General features: G+C 71.3%; 17 protein-coding genes. 8 read left to right on the top strand and 9 right to left on the bottom strand.

The window, feature by feature from the left end; genetic code table 11:
• Nucleotides 1–2 precede the first annotated feature (2 nt).
• The 3 genes from Q3Y56_RS20470 to Q3Y56_RS20460 all read right to left on the bottom strand — a co-directional run bounded on the left by Q3Y56_RS20470 (nucleotide 3) and on the right by Q3Y56_RS20460 (nucleotide 3241).
• Nucleotides 3–866, bottom strand: a complete 864-nt coding sequence (locus Q3Y56_RS20470; protein ID WP_304463327.1) for an ABC transporter ATP-binding protein — start codon at nucleotides 864–866, stop codon at nucleotides 3–5.
• 20 nt (nucleotides 867–886) lie between these two features.
• The gene (locus Q3Y56_RS20465) at nucleotides 887–2590 is read right to left on the bottom strand and encodes a hypothetical protein (RefSeq protein ID WP_304463326.1); all 1704 of its coding nucleotides are present in this window, start codon (nucleotides 2588–2590) and stop codon (nucleotides 887–889) included.
• A 189-nt stretch (nucleotides 2591–2779) separates the two neighbouring features.
• A complete protein-coding gene (locus Q3Y56_RS20460; RefSeq protein WP_304463325.1) occupies nucleotides 2780–3241 on the bottom strand; it encodes a hypothetical protein in 462 nt (153 codons plus the stop codon).
• Between the two features lie 288 nt (nucleotides 3242–3529).
• Between Q3Y56_RS20460 and Q3Y56_RS20455 the strand changes: the two genes are divergently transcribed.
• The 6 genes from Q3Y56_RS20455 to Q3Y56_RS20430 all read left to right on the top strand — a co-directional run bounded on the left by Q3Y56_RS20455 (nucleotide 3530) and on the right by Q3Y56_RS20430 (nucleotide 10948).
• The gene (locus Q3Y56_RS20455) at nucleotides 3530–4231 is read left to right on the top strand and encodes a response regulator transcription factor (RefSeq protein WP_304463324.1); all 702 of its coding nucleotides are present in this window, start codon (nucleotides 3530–3532) and stop codon (nucleotides 4229–4231) included.
• A 161-nt stretch (nucleotides 4232–4392) separates the two neighbouring features.
• On the top strand, nucleotides 4393–5052 hold the full coding sequence (locus Q3Y56_RS20450) for a response regulator transcription factor (RefSeq protein ID WP_304465704.1): 660 nt from the start codon (nucleotides 4393–4395) through the stop codon (nucleotides 5050–5052).
• 270 nt (nucleotides 5053–5322) lie between these two features.
• Complete coding sequence (locus tag Q3Y56_RS20445) at nucleotides 5323–7275, top strand: 2-oxoacid:acceptor oxidoreductase subunit alpha (protein ID WP_304463323.1); 1953 nt, start codon at nucleotides 5323–5325, stop codon at nucleotides 7273–7275.
• On the top strand, nucleotides 7268–8317 hold the full coding sequence (locus Q3Y56_RS20440; RefSeq protein WP_304463322.1) for a 2-oxoacid:ferredoxin oxidoreductase subunit beta: 1050 nt from the start codon (nucleotides 7268–7270) through the stop codon (nucleotides 8315–8317). Before Q3Y56_RS20445 ends, Q3Y56_RS20440 begins: the two co-directional genes overlap by 8 nt.
• Nucleotides 8318–8436: 119 nt before the next feature.
• Nucleotides 8437–9420 (top strand): EamA family transporter RarD, encoded by a 984-nt coding sequence (gene rarD, locus Q3Y56_RS20435; RefSeq protein WP_304463321.1) that lies wholly within the window; start codon nucleotides 8437–8439, stop codon nucleotides 9418–9420.
• 184 nt (nucleotides 9421–9604) lie between these two features.
• The gene (locus Q3Y56_RS20430; RefSeq protein ID WP_304463320.1) at nucleotides 9605–10948 is read left to right on the top strand and encodes a M28 family metallopeptidase; all 1344 of its coding nucleotides are present in this window, start codon (nucleotides 9605–9607) and stop codon (nucleotides 10946–10948) included.
• A gap of 78 nt (nucleotides 10949–11026) precedes the next feature.
• Here Q3Y56_RS20430 and Q3Y56_RS20425 read toward each other — a convergent pair whose 3' ends face one another.
• The 4 genes from Q3Y56_RS20425 to Q3Y56_RS20410 form a co-directional block, all read right to left on the bottom strand.
• Entirely contained in the window at nucleotides 11027–11908 is an 882-nt protein-coding gene (locus Q3Y56_RS20425; RefSeq protein ID WP_304465703.1) for an ABC transporter permease, read from the bottom strand.
• A gap of 46 nt (nucleotides 11909–11954) precedes the next feature.
• Nucleotides 11955–12920 (bottom strand): ABC transporter ATP-binding protein, encoded by a 966-nt coding sequence (locus Q3Y56_RS20420; protein ID WP_304465702.1) that lies wholly within the window; start codon nucleotides 12918–12920, stop codon nucleotides 11955–11957.
• Nucleotides 12921–13162: 242 nt separating this feature from the next.
• Nucleotides 13163–14428 carry a DUF2092 domain-containing protein gene (locus Q3Y56_RS20415; protein ID WP_304463319.1) on the bottom strand — a complete coding sequence of 422 codons (1266 nt, stop codon included), beginning with the start codon at nucleotides 14426–14428 and terminating at the stop codon, nucleotides 13163–13165.
• A 248-nt stretch (nucleotides 14429–14676) separates the two neighbouring features.
• Entirely contained in the window at nucleotides 14677–15687 is a 1011-nt protein-coding gene (locus Q3Y56_RS20410; protein WP_304463318.1) for a polyprenyl synthetase family protein, read from the bottom strand.
• A gap of 389 nt (nucleotides 15688–16076) precedes the next feature.
• Here Q3Y56_RS20410 and fahA point away from each other — a divergent pair, with 389 nt between their 5' ends.
• Nucleotides 16077–17300 carry a fumarylacetoacetase gene (gene fahA, locus Q3Y56_RS20405; protein ID WP_304463317.1) on the top strand — a complete coding sequence of 408 codons (1224 nt, stop codon included), beginning with the start codon at nucleotides 16077–16079 and terminating at the stop codon, nucleotides 17298–17300.
• Between the two features lie 80 nt (nucleotides 17301–17380).
• Nucleotides 17381–17863, top strand: a complete 483-nt coding sequence (locus tag Q3Y56_RS20400) for a hypothetical protein (protein WP_304463316.1) — start codon at nucleotides 17381–17383, stop codon at nucleotides 17861–17863.
• A 65-nt stretch (nucleotides 17864–17928) separates the two neighbouring features.
• Here the strand turns inward: Q3Y56_RS20400 and nuoN are convergent, their stop codons facing one another.
• On the bottom strand, nucleotides 17929–19581 hold the full coding sequence (gene nuoN / locus Q3Y56_RS20395) for an NADH-quinone oxidoreductase subunit NuoN (protein WP_304463315.1): 1653 nt from the start codon (nucleotides 19579–19581) through the stop codon (nucleotides 17929–17931).
• Entirely contained in the window at nucleotides 19578–21239 is a 1662-nt protein-coding gene (locus Q3Y56_RS20390; RefSeq protein ID WP_304463314.1) for an NADH-quinone oxidoreductase subunit M, read from the bottom strand. Before Q3Y56_RS20390 ends, nuoN begins: the two co-directional genes overlap by 4 nt.
• Between the last annotated feature and the right edge of the window lie 2 nt (nucleotides 21240–21241).

Below are 21241 nucleotides of genomic sequence, written 5' to 3'. Positions count from 1 at the left end.
GGTCAGGACTCCTTTCCGGCGTCGCCGCCGTTGAGCGCGTCGTCGCCGTGGTGCGCGTCGTCGCCGTTGAGCGCGTCATCGCCGTGGTGCGCGTCGTCGCCGTGGTGCGCGTCGTCGCCGTCGGGGTTCACGTCGCCGCCCGGCTGCGCGCCGTTCGGTTCGGCCTCTTCCGGGCCGGATTCCAGGCGGCCGTCCACCAGGCGCAGTTGTCGCGCGCACGCCGCCGCGGCCCGGGCGTCGTGGGTGGCCAGCAGGACCGCGGCACCGCCCTCGGCCGCCGCGGTGAGGGCGTCCAGGACAGCGGTGGCGTTGGCGTCGTCCAGGCTGGCGGTGGGCTCGTCGGCGAGAACGATCGCGGGCCGCTTCACCGCCGCGCGGGCGATGGCGACGCGCTGCCGCTGGCCGCCCGACAGCTCGGTGGCGGGCGCGTCCGCGAGGTCGCCGAGGCCGAGGCGGGCGAGCATGTCCCGCGCCTCCTCCTCGTGCCGGGAGAACCGGGGTCCGAAGGCGGCGGCGACGTTCTGCCACGCGTTGAGAAACGGCAGCAGCCCCAGGTCCTGGAGCACGATGCCCACCGAGTCCGCCCGCAGGGCGTCGCGCTCGCGCGGCGACAGCTCGGCGACGTCGCGCCCGGCGATCCGCAGCGTGCCGGAGCGCGGGGCGAGGATCATGCCGAGGAGGGCGAGCAGGGTGCTCTTGCCCGATCCCGAAGGGCCGGTGATCGCGATCATGTCCCCGGGCCGTACGAGGAGGTCGGCACCGTGCAGACCGGCGTCCGACGGGTAGCGATAGGCGAGGTCCCGGGCGTCGATCACCGGTGCGGCGGGCACGGTCGCGGGCTGGGCTGCGGGCGTAGTCGCGGGCATGGCGGCTGGAGAAACCTTTCTCACTCTGTCAGGGCGATGACGACATAGCCCGCGCTGGTGGCTTCGGCGCTGGCCGCCTGCCCCGGCGCACGGCTGAACAGCGCCGGGTTCTGAGCCGACCGGTAGCGCTCCACGGCCGGGCGGAACGCGTCCCACTGCTTCTGCGGCAGGTTCACGCCGAGCTTGGCCGCGGTGGCGAGCGCGTCGGCGGCCGTCACCAGGTCGCCCTGGGCCAGTGCCGTACGGGCCTGGCCGACCAGGTCCGTACCGTCACCGGCGAGTTCCTTCACCTGCTTGTCGCAGCCCGCTTCGCCGAGGAGGTACAGGGCCCGTATCCGCGGTGCGTCGAGCTGGTCGGCGCGCTGACGCGGCGCGGCACCGGACGCGGCGCCGGACCCGGCACCGGGCAGGGCGACGCGCGTCTTCGGGCAGCCCAGGCCGAACTCGGCGCGGACCTTCATGGCGTCCTGCCAGACGGCGAAGTTGTCCATGGTCAGCTTTCCGGGGACGGCCAGGCTCTCGGCCTGCTTCCGGCCGCGCTCGGCGTTGCTCCCGCAGTCGGCCTCCAGCCGGTGGCAGACCAGGGCCAGCGCGATCTGGTCCGACTGCTCCAGCTCCGGGTCGGAGCCGAGCCGCTTCAACTCCTCGATGAGCCATTCCGGTACGTCGTCCGCGCGGGCCGCGGCGGTCAGGGCGCGGGCGGCGTGGTAGCTGGCGCGCAGCGTGCCGAGCTGCCGCGGCGCCTTCGCGACCAGGCCGTCCGAGGTGAACTCGGTGGGTGAGGCGGGCAGGCCGCCGTCGGCGTCGGCTTCCCGCAGGGCACGCCGCGACAGCCAGCGGGTCTGCGGGTCCTCCGACGCCAGGCCGCGGCGCAGGCACTCGACGTCGGCCTTGCCGGCCTCGGCGTCGGCGCCGTCCGCCGCCGCGTCGCCGAGCAGCGCGCGGGCGGCGCGCTCCTGTGCCGACAGGTCGTCGCACGACGTACGCGCGGAGGCGGAGACCGGCGCGACGGAGAGCCGGTCCGGCACGGGCGCCTTGACCGCCTTCAACGCGTCGAGGGCATACAGGACAGGGATCGGTTCCTTGGTGCGAGCGGCGTCGCGGGCCAGGTCGGCGGCGGCCCCGTCGGGGAGCCGGTCGGTCTCGCCCAGGCACCGCACGACATCCAGGAAGGCGGCGCGGGTGGCCACGGACGTCGGCCGGTTGTCGTCCTTGGCGGGCGCGCGCAGATAGCCGAGCGCCTCATCGGCCGCCTTGCGGGTCAGGCCCGCCTTGGCCACCACGCCGCGGGCGGAGACCTTCGTGTCGGTACCGGCGGCGAGGCAGACGTAGTAGACCCGCCAGGCGGGGGTGTCGATGGCGTCGTGCTCGGCCGTGGTCGCGAGGGCGGCCGAGTCGAGCGCGGGCACCTTGCCGCCCCCACCGCCCGTTCGCGCCGACGTGGCGTCCTGCCGCCCGTACGCGGTGGGATAGAGCGCCGGGTCGGTCCCGACGTCGGCCGCGGAACCGCGCACCAGGTCGTTCTCGCCGCGCAGCTCGTCGAGAGCGCCGGGCAGCGCCGAACCTTCGTGCGGGACCTGCGAGGCGTCGTCGTCCGGGTGCGTGACGACGTACCCGACGGTGCCGCACAGCGCGGCCAGTACGACGCCCGCCGCTGTCATCGCGCGGCGCCGCGGAATGGGCCGCTCAGAGCGCGGACGCAGGAGTCCTCGCATGGAAGGCATGGGTGTTCCTTACGTGCCTTGCTGCCTTACGTGCACGACGCGTATGACGTGCATGACGCACGTGACGCGCTTGATGAGGCCACGGGGAGCGCCGCAGACGAACGCTCCGGCGCTCCCCGCCCTCAGCGGTGGTCGGATGACCAGGTGATCAGCGGCAGTCCACCGCGGTCAGCGGTGGATCGGCGGTGATCAGTCGTTGGCGCACGCCGAGGCGAACCCCTTGGAGCCGCTCTTGAACGCGCTGGCGTCGGAGCAGGTGGTGATGCTGGTGTTGAACGCGCCGCCCGGGTCGGCGATGCCGCTGACGTCCGCGACCCAGGTCTTGGTGTTGGTCCACGCGATCTGGCGGGTGTTCTCGCTGACGTAGGTGCCGCTCGGGCTCAGCGAGATGGTCGCGTTCCAACCGTTGGCCTTGACGGTGGCCACGTTCTTGATCTTGTCGACCTTGTAGTGCGCGCCTCCCTTGAGTGCCTTGGAGGAGGTCTTGAACGAGCACTTGTCGGCGTAGACGTTGCAGTGCCAGGCGTTGGCCTGGACGATCGCACCGGTGCCGGGGATCTTGCTCTCGCCGTGGTCGGAGATGGCCATGGCCTGGGTGGCGCCGCCCAGGAGCAGCGAGGCCGAGGCGGCGGCCACGAACAGCTTGCGCATTGAGTTGTCTCCCGTTGGTCTGTGATGTGATGGCACGAAGGCCCCGCGACGCCGGCTGCGGGCTCGCTGCGATCGAGCCCGACGACACCGACGTCGCGGGGTCTGATTCTTGGCCAAAAATGCACGGTGCGAATACCCCGCCATGGTCGGAACTTCTCGGCCGCCACCCCCTCTGCGGGGGATGAGTAACGCCGACCACCCCCTCTGAGAGGGGGTACCCCCCGCCTCCGCGAGCGGGGTGACGGGTACCTTTAGGCCACAGGAACGTCGCTCGGGGGAAGGTCAGACGTGATTCGTGTTGCCTTGGTTGACGACGGCATGCTTTTCAGAGCGGGCCTGCGGATGTTGCTGGAATCGGAGGACGACCTGTCCGTCGTGGCCGAGGAGTCGGGTGGTCGAGCCGTCCCGCTCGTGCGGTCGGCGTGGCCGGATGTCGTCCTTCTGGGGGTGCGCGCACCAGGGGGTTCGGAACTCGCCACGCTGTGCCAATTGCGCGCCCTGCCCAAACCGCCCGCGGTTGTCATGCTCTCAACTTTCGAGTCCGACGGGTACGTGGAGGAGGCGCTGGCCAACGGGGCGGCGGGGTTCCTTCTGAAAGACAGCGATCCGCAGCAGCTGACCCGCGCGGTGCGCGCGGCCGCCGAGGGCGGCTGGGCCTTCTCGCCGCCGATCGCCCAGGCCGTCGTCGCCGGGTATCTGCGCGCGGCCGCCGCGGCGCCCGCGCACCCGGTCGGCGCCTCGCCGCACCGCTCCGGGCCGGCGGCGCATCCTCTGGTGAGCGGGCTGACGGACCGGGAGCGCGAGGTGCTGGGGCTGCTGGGCGCCGGGCTGTCCAACCGGGAGATCGCGGAGGCGCTGTCGATCAGTGTCGAGACGGTGAAGGACCACGTCGGCGCGGTGTTCTGCAAGCTCGGCACCGGCAACCGGGTGCGTGCCGCCATGATCGCTTGGCGGGCCGGTCTCGCCCGGGAGCCGCTGGCGGCGGCGTAGCGGGACACCGCGAAGCAGGGGGCGGCGCGACTGGAGGGCCGGGGGCTGAGCCGGTTGTCCACAAGCCTGCCGTTGTCCACAGGCGCGCCGCCCGCGTCCGAATCCTGGAATGCTGGTCCTCACGAACCGGAAAATGGGGGCCAGAAATCGTGGAGGACAGGGTGCGGGTGGTCATCGCCGAGGACTCGGTGCTGCTTCGGGAGGGCCTGACCCGGCTGCTGACCGACCGGGGTCATGACGTCGTGGCGGGTGTGGGGGACGCGGAAGCGCTGCTGAAGTCGGTGCGGGAGCTGGCGGACGAGGGCGCGCTGCCGGATGTGGTGGTGGCCGACGTGCGGATGCCGCCGACCCATACGGACGAGGGGGTGCGGGCGGCGGTGCGGCTGCGGCAGGACCACCCGGGGCTGGGGGTGCTCGTGCTGTCTCAGTACGTGGAGGAGCAGTACGCCACGGAGCTGCTGGCCGGCAGCAGCACGGGGGTCGGCTATCTGCTCAAGGACCGGGTGGCCGAGGTGCGGGAGTTCGTGGACGCGGTGGTGCGCGTCGCCGAGGGCGGTACGGCGCTGGACCCGGAGGTCGTCGCCCAGTTGCTGGGGCGCAGCCGGAAGCAGGACGTCCTGGCGGCGCTCACCCCGCGGGAGCGGGAGGTCCTGGGCCTGATGGCCGAGGGCCGCACGAACTCCGCGATCGCCAAGCAGTTGGTGATCAGCCCCGGGGCCGTCGAGAAGCACGTCAGCAACATCTTCCTCAAGCTCGGGCTGTCGCCGAGCGACGGTGATCACCGGCGGGTGCTGGCGGTGCTGACGTACCTCAGGTCCTGACCGGCGCTCGCGGAGCCATACGGGTGGTCGGGGCGCGGAAGCGCGCGGTGGAGGCCGGGTCGTAAGTCCAAAGACTGAGACGCGAGCTCCGCTCGACTGGCCGCGCCACAGGGGCGCAGATCACCCCGAAACAGGACGTAAGGGTGCCCAATGGGGGCGTCCGCGATGCGATCTTGCCAGGGAAGGACACCCTTACCGACGTACGATGGCCATGGGACAACCGGTAGGTGCCGATATCAGGAACCGCCGCCTCTAGGGAGGTCCGAAGCAGTGACCAGCCAGGTCAGTACATCGGCCGAACAGGCCGAGCCCACCGAGCCGACGGACGGGGCCGCGCTCGTCGGCGGACAGCGGCAACCGGACGGCACCAAGGAGGTCCGCCGCCTGGACCGGGTGATCATCCGGTTCGCGGGCGACTCGGGTGACGGTATGCAGCTCACCGGCGACCGGTTCACCTCGGAGACGGCGTCCTTCGGAAACGATCTGTCGACGCTCCCGAACTTCCCGGCGGAGATCCGCGCCCCTGCCGGGACCCTGCCGGGTGTCTCATCGTTCCAGCTGCACTTCGCCGACCACGACATCCTCACCCCGGGTGACGCCCCCAACGTGCTGGTGGCGATGAATCCGGCGGCGCTCAAGGCGAACATCGGCGATGTGCCGCGGGGCGCGGAGATCATCGTGAACACCGACGAGTTCACCAAGCGCCCGATGGCGAAGGTCGGGTACGACACCAGTCCGCTGGAGGACGGGTCGCTGGACGGCTACAACGTCCACCCGGTGCCGCTGACCACGCTGACCGTCGAGGCGCTCAAGGACTTCGGGCTCTCCCGGAAGGAGGCGGAGCGCAGCAAGAACATGTTCGCGCTCGGCCTGCTGTCGTGGATGTACCACCGGCCCACCGAGGGCACCGAGAGCTTCCTGCGCAAGAAGTTCGCCAGGAAGCCGGAGATCGCCGAGGCGAACGTCGCGGCGTTCCGCGCGGGCTGGAACTTCGGCGAGACCACCGAGGACTTCGCCGTCTCCTTCGAGGTGGCCCCGGCGACCAAGGCGTTCCCGCCCGGCACGTACCGCAACATCTCCGGGAACCTGGCCCTGTCCTACGGGCTGGTCGCCGCCTCCCGGCAGGCGGATCTGCCGCTCTACCTGGGCTCGTACCCGATCACCCCGGCCTCGGACATCCTGCACGAGCTGTCCAAGCACAAGAACTTCGGTGTGCGCACCTTCCAGGCGGAGGACGAGATCGCCGGGATCGGCGCGGCGCTGGGCGCGGCGTTCGGCGGGTCGCTGGCGGTCACCACGACCTCCGGCCCGGGTGTGGCGCTGAAGTCGGAGACCATCGGCCTGGCGGTCTCGCTGGAGCTGCCGCTGCTGGTGGTGGACATCCAGCGCGGCGGCCCGTCGACGGGGCTGCCGACCAAGACCGAGCAGGCGGACCTCCTCCAGGCGATGTACGGGCGCAACGGCGAGGCTCCGGTGCCCGTGGTGGCGCCGCGCACTCCGGCGGACTGCTTCGACGCGGCGCTGGAGGCCGCCCGGATCGCGCTGACGTACCGCACCCCGGTGTTCCTGCTGTCGGACGGATACCTGGCCAACGGTTCGGAGCCATGGCGGGTCCCGGACATCGACGAACTGCCCGACCTGCGGGTGCGGTTCGCCACCGGACCGAACCATGTGCTGGACGACGGCACCGAGGTGTTCTGGCCGTACAAGCGCGACCCGCAGACCCTGGCCCGGCCCTGGGCGGTGCCGGGCACTCCCGGTCTCGAGCACCGCATCGGCGGGATCGAGAAGCAGGACGGCACGGGCAACATCTCCTACGACCCGGCCAACCACGACCACATGGTCCGGACCCGCCAGGCCAAGATCGACGGTATCGACGTCCCCGACGTCGCGGTGGACGACCCGGAGGGCCAGGCCAAGGTGCTGGTGCTGGGCTGGGGCTCGACGTACGGGCCCATCACCGCGGCCGTCCGCCGCATCCGGGCCGCGGGGGGCGCCATCGCGCAGGCGCACCTGCGCCACCTCAACCCGTTCCCGCGGAATCTCGGTGAGGTGCTGGGACGTTACGAGAAGGTGGTCGTCCCCGAGATGAACCTCGGCCAGCTCGCGACCCTGCTCCGGGCGACGTACCTGGTCGACACCCGCTCCATCACCCAGGTCCGGGGTCTGCCGTTCAAGGCCGAGCAGCTCGCACAGGCCCTTAAGGAGGCCATCGATGACTGAGGCGCTCTCACTGGTGCCGAAGGCCGAAGCCAAGCAGTCCATGAAGGACTTCAAGTCCGATCAGGAAGTGCGCTGGTGCCCCGGCTGCGGCGACTACGCCATCCTGGCCGCGGTCCAGGGCTTCATGCCCGAACTCGGCCTGGCGAAGGAGAACATCGTCTTCGTCTCCGGCATCGGCTGCTCCTCCCGCTTCCCGTACTACATGAACACCTACGGGATGCACTCCATCCACGGCCGCGCCCCCGCGATCGCCACCGGGCTGGCCTCCTCCCGCCGCGACCTGTCCGTCTGGGTCGTCACGGGCGACGGTGACGCCCTGTCCATCGGCGGCAACCACCTCATCCACGCCCTGCGCCGCAACGTCAACCTCAAGATCCTGCTGTTCAACAACCGGATCTACGGTCTGACCAAGGGCCAGTACAGCCCCACCTCCGAGGTCGGCAAGGTCACCAAGTCCACGCCGATGGGCTCGCTCGACGCGCCCTTCAACCCGGTGTCGCTGGCGCTCGGCGCCGAGGCGTCCTTCGTCGCCCGTACGGTCGACTCCGACCGCAAGCACCTGACCGAGGTGCTGCGGCAGGCCGCCGACCACCCCGGCACCGCCCTGGTGGAGATCTACCAGAACTGCAACATCTTCAACGACGGCGCCTTCGAGGCCTTGAAGGACAAGGACCAGGCGCAGGACGCGGTCATCCGACTCGAACACGGCCGGCCGATCCGCTTCGGGGCGGACGGCGGCAAGGGCGTGGTGCGCGACCAGGCCACCGGCGACCTCAAGGTGGTGCCGGTGACCGCCGAGAACGAACAGCAGATCCTGGTCCACGACGCCCACGCGGCCTCGCCGACCACCGCGTTCGCGCTGTCCCGCCTGGCGGACCCCGACACGCTGCACCGCACGCCCATCGGGGTCTTCCGCAGCGTCGACCGCCCCGTCTACGACACCCAGATGTCCGACCAGTTGGAGGCCGCGATAGAGCAGAAGGGCAAGGGCGACCTGGCCGCGCTGCTCGCGGGCGGCGACACCTGGACGGTCGTCGGCTGAAACCACCCTCAAACGGACCCCAGCGGGACTGCCATGACCATATGGCGGTACGGGCATGACACCCGCGCCCCCTCGGCGCTACCTTCAGCAGGTTGCCGTCGTCCGAGGGGGAGGTCCGTATGAAGCAGCGGAACGAGCAGCGTTCAGGCCTCGTCTACGCCTTCGGCGCCTATGGCCTGTGGGGGCTCTTCCCCTTGTACTGGCCGCTCCTGGAGCCCGCCGGAGCCGGCGAGATCCTCGCCTTTCGCATGGTCTGGTCCCTGGTCGCGGCCCTTGTCATCCTGCTGGTCCTGCGCCGCTGGTCCTGGATCCGCACGCTGCTGCGGCAGCCGCGGCGGCTGGCGGCCATCGGCCTCGCCTCCGCCGTCATCTCGGTCAACTGGGGCCTGTACATCTGGGCGGTCAACTCGGGGTACGTGGTCGAGGCGGCCCTGGGCTACTTCATCAATCCGCTGGTCAGCATCGCCTTCGGCGTCGTCCTGCTGCGTGAGCGGCTGCGGCGCGTGCAGTGGGCGGCGGTGGGCGTCGGCACGGCCGCCGTGGTCGTCCTGGCCATCGGCTACGGCCGGCTGCCCTGGATCGCCCTCTCCCTCGCGTTCACGTTCGGCACCTACAGCCTGGTCAAGAAGCGGGTCGGGCTCGACGGCCCGGAGTCCTTCGCCGCCGAGACCGCCGTCCAGTTCCTGCCCGCCCTGGGCTATCTGCTCTTCGCGGGCGCGGACGGCGACCTCACCTTCGCCTCCGAGGGCCTCGGCCACGCGCTGCTGCTCACCACCACCGGAGTCGTCACGGCGCTGCCGCTGGTCTGCTTCGGGGCCTCGGCCGTGCGGCTGCCGCTGTCCACGCTCGGGCTGATGCAGTACCTGGCACCGACCTTCCAGTTCCTGCTCGGGGTGCTGGTCTTCCACGAGTCCATGCCGTCCGAAAGGTGGGCGGGATTCTCCCTCGTGTGGCTCGCCCTGGCCATGCTGACCTGGGACGCGCTGCACACCGCCCACCGCGGGCGGCTGGCCGCTCAGGCAGCCGCCGGGGCGGCGGCGACGGCCGCGCGCACGGCGGACACGGCCGATATCCGGCAACCGTCGTCCGACAGTCGCTCTTGACACGAGGTCAGCACCAGCCCGACTATCACCCTCATATCGCACAGTTGTCGGGTACAACGCGTGTGACACCTCGTCGCGACGCCACCCTTCGTTCGGTACAGCTCCACCGCCCCACGGGTACGTGCACCACCCCCACGTTTCACGTTCGTTCCGTCCTGTCCTCGTTCGGAATCCGGAGCCCCCCATGCCTTCTGCCAGATCCTGGAGACGCCGGGCCGCCGGCGCGACTGTCGCGGCCGGAGCGGTCGCCGCGCTGATAGCCGGCGCCGCGGCCCCCGCGGGCGCGCAGCCCATGCCGGCCTCCACCGCCCAGGCCGCGACCGCCCTGGCCGCCCCGGACATCTCCGTGGCCAACGTCAAGGCGCACCTGTCCCAGCTCCAGTCCATAGCCACCGCCAACGGCGGCAACCGGGCGCACGGACGCCCGGGCTACAAGGCGTCGATCGACTACATCAAGGCCAAGCTGGACGCCGCCGGATTCACCACCACGGTGCAGCAGTTCACCACCAGCGGCAGCACCGGCTACAACCTCATAGCCGACTGGCCCGGCGGCGACACCGGCAACGTGCTGTTCGCGGGCGCCCACCTCGACTCCGTCGGCAGCGGCCCCGGCATCAACGACAACGGTTCGGGCTCCGCGGCGGTCCTGGAGACCGCGCTCACGGTCGCCCGCGAAGGCCACCACCCCGCGAAGCACCTGCGGTTCGGCTGGTGGGGCGCGGAGGAGCTCGGCCTCGTCGGCTCCAAGTACTACGTCAACAACCTGCCCAGCACAGAGCGCGCCAAGATCGACGGCTACCTGAACTTCGACATGATCGGCTCGCCCAACCCCGGCTACTTCGTCTACGACGACGACCCGCGGCTGGAAGGGGTGTTCAAGGACTGGTTCGCGGCCAAGGGCGTTCCGACCGAGATCGAGACCGAGGGCGACGGCCGCTCGGACCACGCGTCGTTCAAGAACGTCGGCATCCCGGTCGGCGGGCTGTTCACCGGCGCGAGCAACACCAAGACCAGCGCGCAGGCGCAGAAGTGGGGCGGCACGGCGGGCCAGCCGTTCGACCGCTGCTACCACTCCTCCTGCGACACCACCAGCAACATCAACGACACCGCTCTGGACCGCAACAGCGACGCCATCGCCCACGCGGTCTGGACGCTGAGCGCGGACGACTCGACGAACCCGGGCACGGTCTTCGAGAGCACCGCGGACGTCGCCATCCCGGACAACGGCGCGGCGGTGACGTCCTCGGTCGCGGTCACCGGCCGGACCGGCAACGCCCCCGCGACGCTCAAGGTGGGCGTGGACATCAAGCACACCTGGCGCGGCGACCTGGTCATCGACCTGCTGGCGCCCGACGGCACGGCGTACCGGCTCAAGAACTCCAGCAGCTCCGACTCGGCGGACAACGTGGTCACCACCTACACGGTGGACGCGAGCAGCGAGGCCGCGAACGGCACGTGGCGGCTGCGGGTGCAGGACGTGGCCGCGCAGGACACCGGCTACATCGACAGCTGGAAGCTGACCTTCTGAGCCCGACCTGACCTGACCGCGGCCTTGCCCGCGCCCCTCACCGTGCCCCTGACCGCGGCCGCCGCTGTGCGGCCGCGGTCAGGCCGTGATGTCGCGGGCCGTGAACCGCGCCCAGGCCGCTGAGCCGAAGACCGCCACGTACAGGCCCTGCAGGCCGAGGTTCTTGACCAGGTCGTCCCAGTACACGGGGTCGCGCAGGAGGTCCGCGAAGCTCAGCCAGTAGTGGGGGAAGAGGTAGGGGTGGACGGCGTGCAGCTGGGGGATGGTGTCGATGATCTGCACGGTGATCAGCAGCCCCACCGTCGCCGCCATGGCCGCGATGCCGCTGCCGCTGAGGGTGGAGACGAACAGTCCGATCGCGGCGACGCTCGCGAGCGAGACGGTGACCACGGCGACGATGGCCAGGGCCCGTATCAGCGCGTCGGTGAACGACACGGTGGTGCCGGAGATCAGGGTGACGTCGCCGAGCGGGAAGAGTATGGTCCCCACCGCCAGCGCGGTGGCGGCCACGACCATGGTGGCGGCCAGGCAGAAGGCCAGGACGGCGACGAACTTGGCGAGCAGCAGCCGGGTCCGGCCCGCCGGGGCGACCAGCAGATAGCGCAGTGTCCCGGAGCCCGCCTCACCGGCGATGGAGTCGCCCGCGACGACGCCTATCGCCATGGGAAGGAAGACGGGAAGGGTCGCGGCGAGCGCGGCGAAGACCAGGAAGACGCCGTTGTTGGTCACCTGGTTGATGAAGGCGGGGCCATCTCCCTCGGCTCCTCCCCCGCCGCCGAACGAACCGCCGTCGCTGGTCTCGATCTTCACGGCGATGCCGATGAGGATCGGGATCACCGCGAGCACCGCGAACAGGGCGACGGTCCGCCCGCGCCGGAAGGTGATGCCCAGCTCGTTGCGGAACAGGGCCAGCGACCACAGCAGGCGGGCCCCCGGCCCAGCTGCCGACGCCGTGGCCATGGCCGTGCCCGTGCCAGTGCCCCTGGCCGTGGCCGCACGGTCCAGCTCAGCCTGCGACATCGAAGCCCTCCCCGGTCAGTGCCACGAAGGCGTCCTCCAGCGAACCCCGTTCGGTGCCGAAGGCCCGCACCCGCACCCCTTCGCGCACCAGCGCCGCGTTGAGGTCGGCCAGGTCGAGGGCGGGCTCCTCGCCTGCGGTGGAAGCGGTCTGCGGGGTCTGCGTCACGGGCAGTTCGCCGGTGACCTGGTCGTCCCGTATGACGAGGTCCGTCACACCGTGCTCCTTGAGTACGCGGGCCGCGTCGGCCGGGTCCGGGGTGGTGACGGACAACCGCCCGCGGGTGGCCGCGACCAGCTCGGCGACCGTGCCCTGGGTGACCAGCCTGCCCTGCGTCATCACCGCCGCGTGGGTGCAGACCTGCTCGATCTCGTCCAGAAGATGGGAGGAGAGGAAGACGGTGGTGCCCTCGTCGGCCAACTCGCCCACCAGCGTGCGGATCTCGCGCATGCCCTGCGGGTCGAGGCCGTTGGTCGGCTCGTCGAGGACCAGCAGCTCCCGTGGCTGGAGGAGGGCGGCGGCGAGTCCGAGGCGCTGCTTCATCCCCAGCGAGTAGGCGCGGGCCTTCTTGCCCGCAGCGGCCTCCAGGCCCACCCGGTGCAGCGCCGCCGCGACACGGGCGGCGCGGGTGCGAGGGTCGGCGGTGGGGTCGGCCGAGTCGTACCGGATCAGGTTGTCCCGGCCGCTCAGGAAGCCGTAGAGCGCGGGGCCCTCGATGAGCGCCCCGACCCGGGGCAGCACGCTCCGGGCCGCGCGGGGCATCGGCTCGCCGAGCAGCCGGGCCCTGCCGGAGCTCGGCTCGATGAGGCCCATCAGCATGCGGATGGTCGTCGTCTTGCCCGAGCCATTGGGGCCGAGGAACCCGAAGACGCTGCCACGCGGCACGGTCAGATCGAGCGAGTCGACCGCGACCTGACCGCCCCGGTAGCGCTTGGTGAGCCCGCGGGTCTCAATGGCCGCGGCCTCGCGGGGCGCTGTGGGCTCGCGCGTCCCCGCGGCCGCGGCCTCGCGGGAGGCGGCAGCCGCCGGTGCCACGGGCACCTCGTCGGCGGACGGCTTGTCCACGGGCTCCCTTTCCTGTCGGGCGTTCGGGCCATGCGTCAGAGACACAGCGCAGGCGCGAGGCACGGCAGGCGCGAGAGGGCGGCGGTCCGCACGGCCGCCGCCCACTGCGCGCTACCTCATCGCGCTTCGCGCTACTTCGCCGCGTTCGCGGCGTCGACCAGGGCGTCCTTGTCGACGGCGCCGACGAACACCTTGCCGTCGTCCGTCAGCAGGGCGTTGACCACGCGGGTGCTGAACACCGTGCCGGAGCCGAAGTCGCCCTTGACCCTGTCGCCCAGGCCCTCGATCAGGCCGGCGGCGGCGTCCTCGGCCTTGGACGACGCGTTCCCGTCGGACAGGTCCAGGCCGGACGCGGCTTCCTTGGGCAGGTCGAGCCGGGCGATCGAGCCCCAGCCCTCACCGATCAGGTTCAGCCCGGAGAGGTCCGCGGGCCGGTCCGTCTCCGCGCGCTTCGTGAGACCCTGCCCGTCCGCGAACTCCTCGGCCTCGCGCTCCACGTCGCGCTGCTCGGTGACCTTGGCACCCTTCGGCGGGGTGAAGGCGAAGCGGTCCGCGGCCGGCTTGCCGAAGTCCACCTTGGTGAAGCCGATCTCGACGGCGGCCTTGCCGCCGCCCTTGGGGCTGAGGGTGAACTTCAGCGGCACACCGGTGTCCGCATCCACCGCGATCCGGACGGAGCCGATCGTCGAGCCGCCCTGCTTGGGCTTGATCAGCAGCTGGTACGCGTCCTGCCCCGCGACCTTCGCGGTGCCGTCGACCGTCACCTCCGTGGAGTCGTCCACCGCGGCGAGGGCCTGCTTGGCGAGCTCCTGCGGAGTGGCGTCCCGCAGGTCCTTGGGCAGCTCCGGCGCCGGCTTGCCCTTGGCCCCCTTGTCCGCGCCCTTCGGGGCCTGCGCGTGGTACACGGCGTTGGCCGCGCTGTCGTACGCCCAGACCTCGTCGCCGTTGTGGATCAGGCTGTACTCGGCGGCGTCCTCGATGATGGACACCCGCTGCCGGTCCGGGCCGTCCACCGCGAAGCGCAGGGTGTGCGTGCCGGAGGCGAGTTCGGTGAGCTTGGACTCGGGAGAGGCGCTCGCGCCGTCCCCGCCGTCCTCGCCGCCGAGGGACAGGCCCGACGGCAGCGACGGCAGCCCCAGGTCGGTGCTGATCTTCACCGTGCCGGACAACTGCTCGGTGTCCGATGCGGCGATCTTGCCGATGAGCTCCTCGGCGGAGATCTTCGGGAGATCGGGGTCGCCGGAGTCGGCGAGTGCCGGGACGAGCCCGATCGTCGCCGCCGCCACCCCCGCCACCGCGACGGGAACGGCGTACCGGACGGCCTTGCGGCGCCGGGCCGGCGGTTCGTCGTCCCAGTGGTCGTCTTCGGCGACCTGTGTCGGTCGGATTCGTGCCATGTGTGCTCTACCTCCGTCTTCGGCGGCGGTCGTCAGCCTCGCACTCGTCCACCTCTCGGGTCATTGTCGCCCGATCCGCCGTGTGGTGGTGTGTCAATCACACCAAACCGGCACGTCCGCCGCGTCACCCCGCGGGATCAACTTCCCGTACATCTGCGGTATGACATCAGTGCGACCAGAGGCGGAACGGCCCCCGCCCCACGGCGAGTTCCCGGTGACCAGCGGCGACGACTTCCCCTAGGGGAGCGTCAGCCGGCGCGGTGCACCACGGCGTCGCAGAGACCTTCCAGCGCGGACTTCGCGGCACCTTCGGGCAGCGGCGCCAGCATCGCCCGCGCGTCCGCCGCGTACCGGAGGGTGTCCCGGCGGGCCTGCTCCAGGGCCGGGTGGGCACGCAGCCTGCGCAGCACCTCCGCGTGCCGCCCGTCGTCGGTGAGGTCGCCGTCCAGCAGCCGGCACAGCTCGAGGTCCTCCGGCGAACCGCTCGCCTCGGCCTGGGCGCGCAGCCGCAGCACGGGCATCGTGGGGACGCCCTCGCGCAGGTCGGTGCCGGGCGTCTTGCCCGACTCGTGGCTGTCGCTGGCGATGTCGAGGACGTCGTCGGCGAGCTGGAAGGCGATGCCGAGCCGCTCGCCGTACTGGGTAAGGATGTTGACGACCGCCTCGTCGGCGCCGGACATCAGCGCCCCGAACCGGCCGGAGACCGCGACCAGCGAGCCCGTCTTGCCCGAGAGGACGTCGAGGTAGTGCTCGACCGGGTCGCGCCCCTCCCGCGGCCCCGCGGTCTCCAGGATCTGCCCGGTCACCAGGCGTTCGAACGCCTCGGCCTGGATACGGACCGCCTCCGGGCCCAGGTCCGCCAGGATGTGCGAGGCCCGCGCGAAGAGGAAGTCGCCGGTCAGGACGGCCACCGAGTTGCCCCAGCGGGCGTTCGCGCTGGGCACCCCGCGGCGCACGTCGGCCTCGTCCATGACGTCGTCGTGGTACAGCGTCGCCAGGTGCGTCAGCTCGACGACGACCGCCGAGGGGACGACGCCCGGCGCGTGCGGGTCACCGAACTGCGCGGCCAGCATCACCAGGAGCGGCCGGAACCGCTTGCCGCCCGCCCGCAACAGGTGCTGCGCGGCTCCCGTTATGAATGGCACGTCACTCTTCGTGGCCTCGATGAGGCCCTCTTCCACAGCTGCCAAACCGGCCTGGATGTCGGCTTCCAGAGTCAGGTCCCGCACGCTCAGCCCAATAGGCCCGACGACGGTCACGAGGGATACTCCTGTCTGCCTACGATCACGCGGAATGTCGATGTGTCGCTGTCTCCACTGAAAGGCAGAGTATCCGGTCGGGTATCGATCACCGTGGGCGCCTTCCCGGCTTGCGCGGCCCGTCGCGCACGGCGCCGCGCCCGCGGCTTCCTGCGGCGACGCCCCGGGCCACACGAAGCAGGGATCCCGTACGCGCAACCTTACGCAGCGCGTACGTCGCACTACGCACCGCACCGTCAGCCGCGTGCGCTGCGACCGTACGGCGCTACGCAGCGTGGTCACGAGCCCCTACGCGCGACGGCGGCGCACGCTCGGCCCCGCGTCGTAGTCTGTGCCCCGGCCACCGAGTTCGGCCACCACGGTGACGAGGAGAAGGCGAGGCAGCATCCATGCCGCAGCAGAGCCCGCTCGACCTGTCCGAAGGCGACCCCTTCGGCGCGCACAACCTCCCCTACGGCGTCTTCAGCACGGCGGACGCCCCGCATCACCGGCGCATCGGCGTCCGCTACGGAGACCACGTCCTGGACCTGGCCGCCGCCGCGGCCGCGCACGGCTCTCCGCACGCGGAGCTGCTCGCCCACCCCACCCTCAACCCGCTGCTGGCCGCGGGCCGCCCCGTCTGGCAGGCGGTCCGTGCCGCGCTGCGCGGCTGGCTGACCGACCCGGCCCACCGCGCCGCGACCGAGCCGCTGCTGCTCCCGCTGTCCGACGTCGCCCTCCACCTCCCCTTCGAGGTGGCCGACTACGTGGACTTCTACGCCAGCGAGCACCACGCCGCCAACGTCGGCCAGATGTTCCGCCCGGACGGCGACCCGCTCACCCCGAACTGGAAGCACATGCCGATCGGTTACCACGGCCGGGCGGGTACGGTCGTCGTCTCCGGCACGCCCGTGATCCGCCCGCTCGGCCAGCGGATGCCTCCCGGCGAGTCCGCACCCGCCTTCGGGCCCACCCAGCGCCTGGACATCGAGGCCGAGGTGGGCTTCGTCGTCGGCACGCCGACCGCGCTCGGCGAGCGCGTGCCGCTGGAGTCCTTCCGCGACCACGTCTTCGGCGTCACCCTGCTCAACGACTGGTCCGCACGGGACATCCAGGCCTGGGAGTACCGCCCGCTCGGCCCGTTCCTGGGCAAGTCCTTCGCCACCTCCGTGTCGGCGTGGATCACCCCGCTGGAGGCGTTCGACGCGGCCCGGACCAGCCCCCCGGCCCGCGACGTCCCGCCGCTGCCCTACCTCGACGACTCGGCCGCCGAGCCCGGCGGGCTCGACCTGCGGATCGAGGTCGCGATCAACGGGCACCCGGTCGCCCACCCGCCCTTCTCGGCCATGTACTGGACCGCCGCCCAGCAGTTGGCGCACATGACCGTCAACGGCGCCTCGCTGCGCACCGGCGACCTCTTCGCCTCGGGTACGGTCAGCGGCCCGCTGCCCGAGGAGCGCGGCTGCCTGCTCGAACTCACCTGGGCGGGCCGCGATCCGATCGAGCTGCCGGACGGCAAGCGGACGTTCCTGGAGGACGGCGACGAGGTGACGCTGACGGCCTGGGCACCCGGCCCGGATGGCGTCCGCGTAAACCTGGGCGAGGTGAGGGGACAGATCGTCCCAGCTGTGTGACAAGCGGACCGGCGCCGCGCTGGATTCAGCCAGCGCTGCTAACTTGGCGTGCTCCTGCTCAGCGAAGGACGGAGAGACACGTGCGCAAGGCAGCACAGATCACGGGGGCGGCGCTTTTCGCCGCTGTGCTGGTCACCGGTTGTTCCAGCAGCGACGACGACGGCAAGGGCGACAAGAACTCCCCCACCACGGGCGGGCAGTCCAACGCCCCGGCGGGCGGCGGCGACACCGGCGGCACGGCGTCCGGCCTCTACACCGCGAAGTCGGGCGGCCAGCCGGTCAACCTGATGATCAACGACGGCAAGGCCGTGCTCAGCAGCCCGCACGCGTGCACCGGCACCTACGCCAACAACATGCTGACGCTCAAGTGCGTCGGCGGCAACACGGACCGCACCGTGGGCAAGGTGACGGTGAGCGACGGCGGCAAGACGCTCAAGGTCCACTGGAACGGGCTGAGCGAGGACGACACCTTCACCCAGGTCGGCCCCGTGCCCAGCGACATGCCGACCATCCCGACGGGCATGCCGACCGGCATCCCGGACTCCGCGGGCGGCATCGGCTGAACCCGGCCCCACCACGTACGAGCCCCCCGGCGACCGCGCCGGGGGCTCGTCGCGTCGTACGACCCTCAGCGTACGAACACCCCGGCGTCACCGGCCAGGTCCAGGAAGGGCTGCGGGGCCACGCCCAGCACCAGGGTCACCACGACGCCGACCGCGATGGCCACGGAGGTCAGCGGACTCGGCACCGCCACGGACGGGCCCTCCGGGCGCGGCTCGCTGAAGAACATGAGCACGATGACGCGGACGTAGAAGAAGGCCGCGATGGCGGAGGCGATCACGCCGACCACCACCAGGCCGCCCGCGCCGCCGTCCGCCGCCGCCTTGAACACCGCGAACTTCCCCGCGAAGCCCGAGGTGAGCGGGATGCCCGCGAACGCCAGCAGGAAGACCGCGAAGACCGCCGCCACCAGCGGCGAGCGGCGGCCCAGGCCCGCCCACTTGGACAGGTGCGTGGCCTCGCCGCCCGCGTCGCGGACCAGCGTGACCACGGCGAACGCGCCGAGCGTCACGAAGGAGTAGGCCGCCAGATAGAACAGCACGGACGAGATGCCGTCCTCCGTCGTGGCGATGACACCGGCCAGCATGAAGCCCGCGTGAGCGATCGAGGAGTAGGCCAGCAGCCGCTTCACGTCGGTCTGGGTCACCGCCACGATCGCGCCGCCCAGCATGGTGACGATCGCGACGCCCCACATCACCGGACGCCAGTCCCAGCGCAGGCCGGGCAGCACCACGTACAGCAGCCGCAGCAGCGCGCCGAACCCCGCGACCTTGGTGGCCGCCGCCATGAAGCCGGTGACCGGGGTCGGCGCGCCCTGGTAGACGTCCGGGGTCCACATGTGGAACGGCACCGCGCCCACCTTGAACAGCAGCCCCACCAGTACCATCGCCCCGCCGATGAGCAGCAGTGCGTCGTTCCCCATGGTCTGGGCGAGCGCCGGGGTGATCCGCGCGACCTCGCCGTCGACGACATCGGCGATCCCGGCGTACGTGAGCGTCCCCGCGTAGCCGTACAGCAGCGCGATGCCGAACAGCAGGAAGGCGGAGGAGAAGGCGCCCAGCAGGAAGTACTTGACCGCGGCCTCCTGGGACAGCAGCCGCTGGCGGCGGGCGAGCCCGCACAGGATGTACAGCGGGAGGGAGAAGACCTCCAGCGCCACGAAGAGGGTCAGCAGGTCGTTCGCCGCGGGGAAGATCAGCATGCCGCCGACGGCGAAGAGCAGCAGCGGGAAGACCTCGGTGGTGGTGAACCCGGCCTTGACCGCGGCCTGTTCGGCCTTGCCACCAGGGACGGCGGAGCCCTGCGCCGCGAAGGAGTCGACGTGCTTGCCGTGCACCGCCGGGTCGAGGTGCCGCTCCCCGAAGGTGAACACGGCCACCAGGGAGACCAGCAGGATCGTGCCCTGGAGGAAGAGCGCCGGGCCGTCGACGGCGATGGCGCCCATGGCGGCGATCCGCGCCTTGGTGGTGCCGTAGTCGCCGGCTGCCAGCGCGACCACGGCGGCGAACGCCGCGGCCAGGGAGACGACGGCGACGAAGAGCTGCGCGGTGTAGCGGTTGCGGCGCGGCACGGCCGCCTCGATGAGGATGCCGACGATCGCGGCGCCGAGGACGATCAGCGTCGGGGAGAGCTGGCCGTACTCGATGTGCGGCGTCGGGATCTTGTCGGGCTCCTGGGCCGACGTCGTCCACAGGCTGTGGACAGCCGAAGCGCTGGTCACTTGGCACCTCCGGGAGCATGGTCGCTCTGCGGGCTGTAGCGGAACCAGCCCGCGTCCGTGACGGGGTGATCCGGTTCGGGGTCCTTCTTGTCGACCACCGACAGCGTGTGGTCGACCGCCGGATCGAGGATCTCGGTGACCGGCTTCGGATAGACACCGAGGAAGAGCAGCAGCGCGATCAGCGGCGTCACCACGACGAGTTCACGGACCCGCAGGTCCGGCATGCCGCGCACCTCGTCCTTGACCGGCCCGGTCATGGTCCGCTGGTACAGCACCAGCACGTACAGCGCGGCCAGGACGATGCCCGCGGTGGCGATGATCCCGAGCACCGGATAGCGGCTGAACGTGCCGACCAGCACCAGGAACTCGCTGATGAACGGGGCCAGTCCGGGCAGGGACAGCGTGGCGAGACCGCCGATGAGGAAGGTGCCGGCGAGCACCGGCGCCACCTTCTGCACCCCGCCGTAGTCGGCGATGAGCCGCGAGCCGCGCCGGGTGATCAGGAATCCGGCCACCAGCATCAGCGCCGCCGTCGAGATCCCGTGGTTGACCATGTACAGCGTGGCGCCGCTCTGGCCCTGGGAGGTCATCGCGAAGATGCCGAGGATGATGAAGCCGAAGTGGGAGATCGAGGCGTAGGCGATCAGCCGCTTGATGTCGCGCTGGCCCACCGCCAGCAGCGCGCCGTAGACGATGCTGACCACGGCCAGCACCAGGATCACCGGCGTGGCCCACCGGCTGGCCTCCGGGAAGAGCTGGAGGCAGAAGCGGAGCATCGCGAAGGTGCCGACCTTGTCGACCACGGCGGTGATCAGGACGGCGACGGGGGCGGTGGACTCCCCCATGGCGTTCGGCAGCCAGGTGTGCAGCGGCCACAGCGGCGCCTTGACGGCGAAGGCGAAGAAGAAGCCGAGGAACAGCAGCCGCTCCATCCCCGTACCGAAGTCCAGTTGCCCGGCGGCGCGGGCCTCGGTGATCTGCTGGAGCGAGAAGGTGCCGGTGCCCAGGTCGTCGGCGGTCGCCACGAACAGCCCGACCACCGCGGCCAGCATGATCAGGCCGCCGGCCAGGTTGTAGAGCAGGAACTTCACGGCCGCGTACGAACGCTGGGTGGCGGTCTCCTCCTCGGTCCGGCCGCCGGCCCGGTCCCCGAAGCCGCCGATGAGGAAGTACATCGGGATCAGCATGGCTTCGAAGAAGATGTAGAAGAGGAAGACGTCGGTGGCCTCGAAGGAGAGCACCACCATCGCCTCGACCATGAGGATCAGCGCGAAGAAGCCCTGGGTGGGCCGCCAGCGCCGGTCGGGCCGCCCCTCGGCGCCGTCGGTTTCGAGGGGGTCGGCGTCATGCCAGCCGGCCAGGATGACGAAGGGGATCAGGACGGCGGTGAGCGCGACGAGCACCACCGCGATGCCGTCCACGCCCAGTTCGTAGCGGACCCCGAAGTCCCTGATCCAGGTGTGTGATTCGGTGAGCTGGTAGTGCGCGCCGTCCGGGTCGAAGCGGACCAGCGCGACCGCCGCCAGGACGAGCGTGGCGAGCGAGAAGCCCAGCGCCGTCCACTTCGCCGCGGTACGCCGCCCGGCGGGCGTGGCGGCGGTGGCGATCGCGCCGACCGCCGGCACCACGGCCGTGGCCGTCAGCAGAGGAAATGACATGA

The sequence above is a fragment of the Streptomyces sp. XD-27 genome (genome assembly GCF_030553055.1).
GTDB lineage: Bacteria > Actinomycetota > Actinomycetes > Streptomycetales > Streptomycetaceae > Streptomyces.
Note: the sequence above shows the minus strand (reverse complement) of the source record. Positions and strands in the feature narration are given on the sequence as shown.